This window comes from Gordonia sp. N1V, assembly GCF_029269935.1.
GTDB classification, from domain to species: domain Bacteria; phylum Actinomycetota; class Actinomycetes; order Mycobacteriales; family Mycobacteriaceae; genus Gordonia; species Gordonia polyisoprenivorans.
Genome location: NZ_JARJDD010000032.1, coordinates 49,000 through 59,226 on the forward strand (window position 1 = coordinate 49,000; position 10,227 = coordinate 59,226).

Genomic DNA, 10,227 nt, shown 5'->3' on the forward strand with positions numbered 1-10,227 from the left:
GGGGATACTGTCGCCGTTGCCGTCATCGTCACCACCTCTCCCCGGATGCACCAAGTGCCGCGTTCTCCGATCCGCAGCGAGTCTATATGGAGCCTTACCTAAGTCCCTGGCCGCCGGTGGCGGAGGCTGCACTGACAGACGATCGATTCCATGAGTAGGTTGGAGCCCGGAGTGATCGTTCGGTTCGGTAGCCGCCGATGTGGCCGGCAGTGAGGTGGAGGCATGGCACAGGAACTCAAGCTCGGTCTGAAGGCGTCGGCGGAGCAGTTCGATCCCCGCGAGTTGGTGGAGATCGCGGTCGCCGCCGAGGAACACGGGATGGATTCGGTCGCGGTGAGCGACCACTTTCAGCCGTGGCGCCACAACGGCGGGCACGCGCCGTTCTCGCTGGCCTGGATGGCCGCGGTCGGCGAACGCACCAAGCGGGTGCAGATCGGTACCTCGGTGATGACGCCGACGTTCCGTTACAACCCGGCGGTCATCGCCCAGGCCTTCGCCTCGATGGGCTGTATGTACCCGGGCCGCATCATGCTCGGCGTGGGCACCGGTGAGGCGCTCAACGAGTACGCGACCGGTTTCCAGGGGGAGTGGCCGGAATTCAAGGAACGCTTCGCTCGACTGCGCGAGGCCATCGCCCTGATGCGTCAACTGTGGACCGGTGACCAGGTCGACTTCGACGGCGACTACTACCACACCCAGGGCGCGTACATGTATGACGTTCCCGAACAACCGATTCCGGTGTACGTGGCGGCCGGCGGGCCGGTCGTCGCGCGGTATGCCGGTCGGGCCGGCGACGGGTTCATCTGCACCTCCGGCAAGGGTGCCGAACTCTATACCGAGAAGCTGATCCCGGCGGTCAAGGAGGGCGCGGAGAAGGCCGACCGCGACTTCACCAAGATCGACCGGATGATCGAGATCAAGATCTCCTACGATCCCGATCCGCAACTGGCGCTGGAGAACTGCCGATTCTGGGCCCCGCTGTCGCTGACCGCGGAACAGAAGCACAGCGTCAACTCGTCGACGGAGATGGAGCGGTTGGCCGACGAACTGCCGATCGAGCAGGTCGCCAAGCGCTGGATCGTCGCCTCCGACCCCGACGAGGCCGTCGAGAAGGTCAAGTTCTACACCGACGCCGGCCTCAACCACCTGGTGTTCCACGCGCCCGGCCACGATCAGCGGCGGTTCCTGGCGAACTTCGAGAAGGATCTCGCGCCGCGATTGCGCAAACTGACTGTCGTCGACTAGGTTTCGTCGTCCGCGTCAGACTTCGGTGGGCGCCAATGACGACGGCTCCACCATCCCGTGCGTGCGCCGCACCTGCTCGTAGAGCAGGTTGATGACGCGCTCGGCCACCGGATTCTGCCGAGCCCGGTGATGACGGCGCAACGCCAGTGCTCGCCGCGGGGTGGGTTCGGCGATCGCGACGGTGCGCACGCCCGCAGGAAGGTCGATCACCGCCAGTGCCGGCACCACGGTCAGCCCGACACCGGCGGCGACGAAGCGCATGGCGGTGCCGTAGTCGTGGGTCTCGACACGGAAGTTCGGGGTGAAACCTGCTGCGGTACAAGCTCTCAGCAAGCCCTCGCGACACGGTCCGCGTGCCACGTCGTTGTCGATCCAGGCGTCGTCGGCGAGTTCGCGCAGCGTCACCTGGTCGCAACCGGCGTACGCCGAGCCTTCGCCGACGACCACCAGATAGTCCTCGGTCACCAGAGGTACGGAGTCGAAGCCGGGAACCGGGGTGACGATCGGTGCTCGGCTCAGGGCGCTCTCCGGGCTCTCCACATAGATCTCGATGTCGGGTGCGCTCGCCTCGGGATCGGCCAGCTCGATCAGCCGCAGATCGAGTCGGGTGTCCGGGAACTCGCGGCCGATGGTGGCGATGATCTCCGGCATCCATGCCGCGCCCGCGGAGGCGAAGTAGGCGACGCGCAGGGTGCCGGCGTTGCCGTGTCGCAGATCGGCGACCAGGCCGTCGAGGCGCGAGAGGCCGTCGAAGACCACCGAGGACTCGGCGGCCAGCGTCGTGCCGGCATCGGTCGGGACGATTCCGCGCCCCACCCGCTCGATCAGCGCGAGTCCGGTCTCGCGCTGCAGCCCGGCGATGTGCTGACTGACCGCGGACGGGGTGTAACCGAGCGCCGCGGCGGCGCCGCCGATCGACCCCTCGGCGACCACGGCGCGGAAGATGCGGAGGCGGTGGGGATCGATCATGACCACGACCATACAGTCACACTGATGGGTCAGTGTAGAAATATGAAATTGTGCTGAAGTCTCCGATGGTCGACCATGGAGAACATGACCTTCGGATCGCGCACTCTGAATCTCCCGGCGCTGGCCGCGCTGACCACGGTCACGCTGTGGGCGCTGTCGTTCATCGCGATCCGTTCGGCCGGGCACGCCTTCTCGCCCGGCGTGCTCGCGGTGGGACGCCTGGCCGTCGCGGTGGTCGCCCTCGCGGTGATCGTTGCCATCGCCGGCATGAAGGCGCGACGAGGGGTTCGCCGCTCGGCGTTCCGACCGCCGCGCGGCCGGGCGCTCGTGCTCGTGCTGGCCTACGGGGTGGCCTGGTTCGGCGTCTACAGTGTGGTGCTCAACTGGGCCGAACGCCACATCGACGCCGGAACCGCCTCGTTGCTGGTCAACTTCGCCCCGATCCTCGTCGCGGTCTTCGCGGGACTCTTTCTCGGCGAAGGGTTCTCGACCCAACTGAGCGTCGGGATCGCGATCGCCTTCGCCGGCGTCGTGCTCATCACGTTCGGCGGCGGGGGAGCGCACGCCGACTGGCTCGGCGTCGGGCTGGGTCTGCTCGCCGCGGTCCTCTACGCCACCGGCGTGCTGTTGCAGAAGGTCGCGCTGGCCACCGTCGATGCCCTGACCGCAACCTTCTGGGGCGCGGTCGCCGGCCTTGTCGTCACCCTGCCGTTCGTGCCCGCCGCGATCGGTGAGGTCGCCTCGGCCTCGGCCGCCGACCTCGCCTGGATGGTGTTCCTCGGCGTCGGGCCCACCGCGATCGCCTTCACCACCTGGGCGTACGCCCTCTCGCGCACCGACGCCGGCGCGATGGCCGCGACCACCCTCGTCGTTCCGGCCCTGGTCATCGTCCTGTCGTGGCTGCTGCTCTCGGAGATCCCGACACCGCTGCGCATCGTCGGCGGGGTGCTGTGCCTGCTCGGGGTGGCGCTGACCCGCGGCCTCATCAAGATCCCCGGCGGTCGGCGATCAGTCGTCGGTGGGCGCCCGATCGTCGAGCGTGAGCTGGAGGAATGCGAGGTCAAGCCATGACCCGAACTTCGTCCCGACCTCGGTGAGCAACCCCACCCGAGAGAAACCGAGCCGCTCGTGCAGCCGGATCGATCCGGTGTTGGCGGCGTCGATACCCGCGACGATCACATGCACCCGATTCTCGCGGGCCCGGGTGATCAGTGCATCCATCAGCAGGCTGCCGATTCCGCGCCCCTGCTGTCCCTCGCGGACGTAGACCGAGTGTTCCACGGTGTGGCGGTAGCCGTCGTGCGGGCGGTACGGACCGTAGGTCGCGTAGCCCAGGACATGTTCTGCCGCCGGACTTCCGGTGGATTCTGGGACATCCCCCACCGGGGAGTCCTCCACTGCGGAGTCCTCCACCGCGACGAGCACAGGGAAACCGGCGGCCTGCCGCCCGGCGAGCCACTCGCGGCGGTTGTCGGCGTCGACGAGCTGATCGTTCCAGATCGCGGTGGTGTGCTCGACGGCGTGGTTGTAGATGACGGTGATGCCGTCGACGTCGCCGGATTCGGCGTCGCGGATGTGCATGGCAGCCCCCGATGGTCGGTAGGTGTGGACGAGCCGATTCTCACCGACGCGGGCGCTCCACATCGACGCGGGGTCTTCGATAAGTTCTTCAGGTGGACCGCGATCGGATGGTGGAGGTGGGAGTCGGGCTCGTGTCGCGTTTCGGCGCGAAGACACTGAGTCTGACCTCGGTGGCCCGGCACGCCGGGGTGGCGCGGGCGACCGCCTACCGCATGTTCGGTGGCCGTGACGCGCTGGTCGCCGCGATCGTCGACCGAGAGGTCGCCCAGCTGCGCGTGCAGTTGCGCGAGTGGGCGGCGACCGAACCCGATGCCGCCGGCAAGGTGCGCGCCCAGATCCGACACGTGCTGCCCTACATCCGCGAGCACGAGGCCTTGCAGTACGTGCTGCGCCACGAACCCGAGGAGATCGTGCGGGCGTTGATCAGCACCACCGACTCGGAGGGGCCTTCCCTGGTCGCACGGATCGTCGACGAGGCCCTACCCGACATGGCGCCGGAGATCGGTCAGCACCTGGTGCCCGACGCCCGTGGGGCAGCCGAATTCCTGGTGCGCATGATCTATTCGGTGATGCTCGTGCCCGACAGTTCGTTGTCCGACGAGCAGATCGCCGACCTGGTGGTGCGCGCCATCGTCAGTGATGCGCCCGACGATGCGCGGCCCACCGATCGGCCGGCCGACTGAGGCCGAGCAGAACCATTAGGGTTACGGCCATGGGTGCAGAGACGACCACCGCCACCGACGAGGATGGATCGAACGACCGGCCGGTGGTGTCGAGCCCGGTGGTATCCACCCCGGCGGTGTCCACGAAGGTCTACATCGCCTCGGCCGAGGGTGACACCGGCAAGTCGACCGTCGCGCTCGGTGTGCTGTCGCTGCTGAGTGCGACCGGCGGCCGGGTGGGGGTGTTTCGGCCGATCTCGCGGGCCGGCGCGGGTGAACGCGACTACCTCGTCGAGATGCTCATCGAGCACGCCTCGGCCGACATCGACTATGACGACTGCATCGGCGTCACCTACGACCAGGTACACGCCGCACCCGACGGCGCGATCGCCGAGATCGTGGCCCGGTTCCACGCGGTGGAGGCGCGCTGCGATGCGGTGGTGATCATCGGCTCGGACTACACCGACGTCGGCAACCCGTCCGAACTCGCCTACAATGCGCGCGTCGCCGCCAATCTTGCGGCGCCGATCATCTTGGCGCTCAATGCTTCCGGGCGCACCCCGGTGGAAGTGCGGGAGACCGCCGAGCGCCTGCTCGCCGATATCGCCGCCATCCACGCCACCACGGCCGCCGTGATCGCGAATCGGTGTGACCCCGAACAGATGTCGGCGGTGGCGGCCGAGTTGTCGAGGATCTCGGTGCCCACGTGGTGTCTGCCGGAGGAGCCGGTGCTCTTCGCCCCGACGATGGCCGAACTCAAGGACTCGCTGCGGGCGAGTCTGTACAGCGGCGACCCGGAGCTCCTCGATCGGGAGGCGCTCAAGGTCATGGTCGGCGGGATGACCGTCGAGCACATCCTGGAACGGCTGTCCGAGGGCACCGTGGTCATTGCCCCCGCCGACCGCTCGGACGTCCTGCTCGCTCTTGTCAATGCGAATGCGGCACAAGGATTTCCGCGGCTGTCGGGCATCATCCTCAACGGCGGGATGCGACCGCACCCGATGATCGACGCGCTCGTCGACGGTCTGCAGTCGACGCTGCCGATCATCATGTGCGAGCAGGGGACCTACGAGACCGCCCGCACCGCGGCCAATACCCGCGGCCGCGTCGCGGTCGGGTCGGCGCGCAAGATCGAGGCGGCACTGGGATTGATGGAGACCCACATCGATCCCGAGGCGATGATGAAGGTACTCAAGGTGCCGACCCCGGAGATCATGACGCCGCAGATGTTCGAGTACGGGCTGATCGTTCGGGCCCGCGCCGACCGTCGGTGCATCGTGCTGCCCGAGGGTGACGACGACCGAATCCTGCGCGCGGCAGGGCGATTGCTTCGTCGTGGGGTGGTGTCGCTGATCATCCTCGGCGACGAGGCGGCCGTACCGCGCCGCGCCCACGAACTCGGGGTGGATCTCGACGGTGTGCAGGTCATCGACCCCGCGACCTCACCGCTCACCGACGAGTTCGCGCACATCTACGCCGAGCTGCGCAAGAACAAGGGTGTCGACTTCGAGCAGGCGCAGGAACGAATGCGCGACGTGTCGTACTTCGGCACGATGCTGGTCTACACCGGGCGTGCCGACGGTATGGTCTCCGGCGCCGCCCACACCACCGCGCACACCATCCGGCCCGCATTCGAGGTGATCAAGACGACGCCGGGGGTCTCGACGGTCTCGAGCGTGTTCTTCATGTGTCTGGCCGATAAGGTGCTCGCCTACGGTGATTGCGCGATCGTGCCCGACCCCACCGCCGAGCAACTCGCCGACATCGCGATCTCTTCGGCGGCAACGGCTTCCGGGTTCGGTATCGAGCCGCGGGTGGCCATGCTCTCGTATTCGACGGGTAGTTCGGGAACCGGTGCCGATGTCGACAAGGTGCGCGTGGCCACCGATCTGGTCCGCGAACGCGCCCCACAGTTGTTGGTGGAAGGCCCGATTCAGTACGACGCCGCCGTCGAGCCGTCCGTGGCGGCGACGAAGATGCCGGACTCTTCGGTGGCCGGACGCGCGACGGTGCTCATCTTCCCCGATCTGAACACCGGTAACAACACCTACAAGGCCGTTCAGCGTAGCGCCGGGGCGGTCGCCATCGGGCCCGTGCTGCAAGGTATTCGGCGGCCGATCAACGATCTGTCCCGGGGTGCGCTGGTCGACGACATCGTCAACACCGTGGCGATCACCGCGATCCAGGCGCAGAACATGGCGGCAACGAGGCGGCGCGAGGCATGAGCGACCATGTCGCCGGGGCGGTCCTGGTCCTCAATGCGGGCTCGTCATCGCTGAAATACCAACTGGTACATCCCGATACCGAGGTCGTGGTGGCCGAGGGGATCGCCGAACGGATCGGCGACCACGACGGTTCGATCACCCACGAGCAGGACGGCGAGAAGACCACCGAGACCCTCGAACTCCCGGATCACCTCACCGCCATCCGGCGGGTGCGAGAGCTGTTCGCCTCGGGCGGTATCGATCTCGCGAGTGCGGGGCTCTCGGCGGTGGGACACCGGGTGGTACACGGCGGACGAACCTTCTACCACCCGACCCTCATCGACGACCACGTCATCGGCGAGATCCGCCGCATCTCCTCGCTGGCACCCCTGCACAATCCGGCGAATCTGACCGGGATCGAGGCGGCACGCGAAATGCTGCCCGACGTGCCGTCGGTCGCGGTCTTCGACACCGCCTTCTTCCACGGACTCCCCGAGGCGGCGGCGACCTACGCCATCGACCGCGGGGTGGCCAAGCTGCATGCCATCCGCCGCTACGGATTTCACGGGACCAGCCATCAGTACGTGTCCGAGCAGGTGCCGCCGCTTCTCGGCAAGGAACCGTCCGAGGTGCATCAGATCGTGCTGCATCTCGGCAACGGTGCGTCGGCGTCGGCGATACGAGGAGGTGACCCCATCGACACCAGCATGGGGATGACGCCGCTCGAAGGGCTCGTGATGGGTACCCGCAGCGGCGACATCGATCCCGGCGTGGTGCTCCATCTGCATCGGGTCGTCAAACTCGACGCCGACCAGATCGATGCCCTCCTCAACAAGAACTCCGGTCTCAAGGGGCTCTGCGGCGAGAACGACTTCCGGTCGGTCACCGAGCGCATCGAACGCGGCGACGAGGCCGCGAAACTCGCCTACGACGTCTACATCCACCGGCTCCGCCGCTACATCGGTGCGTACATGATCGATCTGGGTCGGGTGGACGCGATCACCTTCACCGCGGGTGTCGGGGAGAACGCTGCGGGTGTCCGCGCCGATGCGCTTGCCGGATTGGAGAACTACCGCATCGTCGTCGATCCCGACCGCAATGCGGAGCGGAGCAGGACAGCGCGACGGATCTCCACCGACGACAGTGCGGTCGCGGTGCTGGTGGTACCGACGAATGAGGAACTCGCGATCGCCCGGCAGGCGGCCGAGGTGGTCGGGGAACGCGCCTGAGTAAACTTACAAGCACTCTGGACTGTTTTTGATTTTGCGGCTACGATCGCCGCTATGGCTGATACCGAAGCCGCCTTCACGGGTGTCGATGCGCCCGCAACCATGCCGCGTACGCAGGCGCAACGGTCGGCGGCGACGCGGGAGAAGGTGCTCGACGCGACCGTCGCCTCGCTGATCGAGCGGGGATACGGGGCGACGACCACCCAGGAGGTCAACCGCCGAGCCGGGGTGTCGCGCGGGGCGCTGCTGCACCAGTTCCCCACGCGGGAGGCCCTTGTGGTCGCTGCGATCGGCCATCTCGTCGATCGACGCAAGGCCGAGATCATCGAACGCGCCGGCGGGGGTGCGGCGGATCTGACGCTGCTCCTCGAGGTGTTCGACGGGCCGCTCTTCTATGCCGCATTGGAATTGTGGGTGGCCGCCCGCACCGACCCGGTCCTGCGGGAAGCGCTGATCCCGGTGGAGGAGCGGATCGCCGGCGAACTCGTCACCACCGGCGTCGCGGTATTCGGCGGCCGGTATTCGACCGAACAGATCGAGCTGGCCGCCGAACTGGCACGCGGCCTGGCGATCTCACGTCTGTTGCGCGAGCCCGATCCCGACCGCAAGTTCGCGCGTCGGATGATCACCATGCTGATGGAGGCATTGAACCGATGAGCACGAACCCTGTGACGGAACCCGATGTTCTGATCGTCGGCGTCGGATTCGGTGGCCTTGCCGCGCTGCATCGTCTGCGGACCGACCATCCGGATCTGGCGGTGCTGGCGGTCGAACGCGCCGAGAGCCCCGGTGGCGTGTGGCGCGACAACAGCTATCCGGGTGCCGCCTGCGACGTGCCCACCTCGTTGTACTCGTTGTCGTTCGCCGACAACCCGGACTGGTCCCACACCTACGGGCGCGGATGGGAGATCAAGAACTATGCCGAGTCCGTCGCCGCAGCGTTCGCCGATCAGATCCGCTACGGATGCGAAGTGCTTTCAGCGACTTGGGACTCCGATGATCAGCGATGGATCGTCGAGACCTCGGAGGGCCCGATTCGGACCCGCTTCCTCATCGCGGCACCCGGCGCGTTGTCGGCGCCGACGACACCTGCGGTACCGGGGCTCGACGAGTACGAAGGCACCGTCTTCCACACGGCTGCATGGAATCACGCGCACGATCTGACGGACCGTCGGGTTGCGGTGATCGGCAGCGGGGCGTCGGCGATCCAGGTGGCCCCCGAGATCGTCGACAAGGTGGCCGAACTCGTGGTGTTCCAGCGCACGCCCTCGTGGGTGATCCCGCGTCTGGACCGCACCATCGGACCGATGGAACGAGCTGTCTATCAACGATTCCCGAAGGCGCACCGAGCCGCCCGGAAGTTCACGTGGCTCACGCACGAGTTCCACGTGTTCGCCATGGCGCACCACCAGCGGGTCCTCCGGGCCTTTCGGGCGATCTCGCTTGCGCACCTTCGTCGGCAGGTTACCGATCCGGAGTTGCGTCGACGACTCACACCGGACTTCACCATCGGATGCAAACGAATCCTGATCAGCAACAAGTGGTATCCGGCGCTGGTGCATCCACACACCAGGGTGACCGGTGCGCTCGCCTCGCTGACGCCCACCGGCGCGGTGAGTGCTGACGGTACCGAATTCGAGGTCGACACGGTGATCTTCGCAACGGGTTTCACCCCGACGAGCCCGCCGTTGGCCAAGGTCATCGTCGGGCGCGATGGTCGACGACTCGACGAGGTGTGGCACGGTTCGCCGAGTGCCTACCGTGGCGTCGAGGTCCCCGATTTCCCGAATCTTTTTCTGTTGTACGGCCCCAACACCAACCTCGGTCACTCGTCGATCATCCTGATGCTCGAAGCCCAGGCCTACTACATCGGGCAGGCTTTGGCGCACCTGAAAGCCGTCGACGCCCCGACCGTCGAGGTCACCGAGGCGGCACGTGACGCCTACGTCGCCGATATCGACGCCCAGCTGACTGGCACCGTCTGGAATTCCGGTGGTTGTGGTAGCTGGTATATCGACTCGACCGGCCGCAACTCGGTGATGTGGCCGACCTACACCGGCACCTACCGTCGCATGATGTCGCACTTCGCCCCGGCCGATCATGTCATCGGTGTACCCGCCCCGGTCCGCGAACCTGTGGTTCGCTCCTGACGTCCTGTGGCCCGAATCCAGCACCGTAGCAGCCGGTCTCGAGGCTCGCCGCACGCGGCTCGCACCTCGACCATCGGGGAGAACCGTTCACCCTGGTGGCCGTTCCACCCCGCGCCGGAATGCTCCAGCCCGTCCCATCCGATGGTCGAGGTGCCGAGGAGCGCCAGCGACGAGCCTCGAGACCCCT

Annotated in this window: 9 protein-coding genes; 7 read left to right on the forward strand and 2 right to left on the reverse strand. The window is 67.0% G+C overall.

What is annotated here, in order from left to right:
- Nucleotides 1–222: 222 nt before the first annotated feature.
- Nucleotides 223–1,245, forward strand: a complete 1,023-nt coding sequence (gene fgd / locus P3L18_RS26325) for a glucose-6-phosphate dehydrogenase (coenzyme-F420) (protein WP_079931323.1) — start codon at nt 223–225, stop codon at nt 1,243–1,245.
- Nucleotides 1,246–1,260: 15 nt separating this feature from the next.
- On the opposite strand, the gene P3L18_RS26330 is transcribed toward fgd, so the two are convergent.
- Nucleotides 1,261–2,214, reverse strand: a complete 954-nt coding sequence (locus P3L18_RS26330) for a LysR family transcriptional regulator (RefSeq protein ID WP_231386767.1) — start codon at nt 2,212–2,214, stop codon at nt 1,261–1,263.
- Nucleotides 2,215–2,289: 75 nt separating this feature from the next.
- Between P3L18_RS26330 and P3L18_RS26335 the strand changes: the two genes are divergently transcribed.
- A complete protein-coding gene (locus P3L18_RS26335; RefSeq protein ID WP_006369474.1) occupies nt 2,290–3,285 on the forward strand; it encodes a DMT family transporter in 996 nt (331 codons plus the stop codon).
- Here the strand turns inward: P3L18_RS26335 and P3L18_RS26340 are convergent.
- A complete protein-coding gene (locus P3L18_RS26340) occupies nt 3,223–3,858 on the reverse strand; it encodes a GNAT family N-acetyltransferase (protein ID WP_276115788.1) in 636 nt (211 codons plus the stop codon). The two genes, P3L18_RS26335 and P3L18_RS26340, sit on opposite strands and share 63 nt — an antisense overlap.
- A 29-nt stretch (nt 3,859–3,887) precedes the next feature.
- Here P3L18_RS26340 and P3L18_RS26345 point away from each other — a divergent pair, with 29 nt between their 5' ends.
- Genes P3L18_RS26345 through P3L18_RS26365 form a run of 5 tightly spaced genes read left to right on the forward strand, consistent with a single transcriptional unit; the run spans nt 3,888 to nt 10,040 of the window.
- On the forward strand, nt 3,888–4,478 hold the full coding sequence (locus tag P3L18_RS26345) for a TetR family transcriptional regulator (protein WP_014358677.1): 591 nt from the start codon (nt 3,888–3,890) through the stop codon (nt 4,476–4,478).
- A gap of 29 nt (nt 4,479–4,507) precedes the next feature.
- Nucleotides 4,508–6,682: a phosphate acetyltransferase gene (gene pta / locus P3L18_RS26350; protein WP_276115789.1), complete on the forward strand. Its 2,175-nt coding sequence runs from the start codon at nt 4,508–4,510 to the stop codon at nt 6,680–6,682.
- Nucleotides 6,679–7,890 carry an acetate kinase gene (locus P3L18_RS26355; protein ID WP_079931319.1) on the forward strand — a complete coding sequence of 404 codons (1,212 nt, stop codon included), beginning with the start codon at nt 6,679–6,681 and terminating at the stop codon, nt 7,888–7,890. Before pta ends, P3L18_RS26355 begins: the two co-directional genes overlap by 4 nt.
- Before the next feature lie 54 nt (nt 7,891–7,944).
- Nucleotides 7,945–8,547 carry a TetR/AcrR family transcriptional regulator gene (locus tag P3L18_RS26360; RefSeq protein WP_276115790.1) on the forward strand — a complete coding sequence of 201 codons (603 nt, stop codon included), beginning with the start codon at nt 7,945–7,947 and terminating at the stop codon, nt 8,545–8,547.
- Nucleotides 8,544–10,040: an NAD(P)/FAD-dependent oxidoreductase gene (locus P3L18_RS26365; protein ID WP_276115791.1), complete on the forward strand. Its 1,497-nt coding sequence runs from the start codon at nt 8,544–8,546 to the stop codon at nt 10,038–10,040. The genes P3L18_RS26360 and P3L18_RS26365 overlap by 4 nt, the downstream gene beginning before the upstream one ends.
- Nucleotides 10,041–10,227 lie beyond the last annotated feature (187 nt).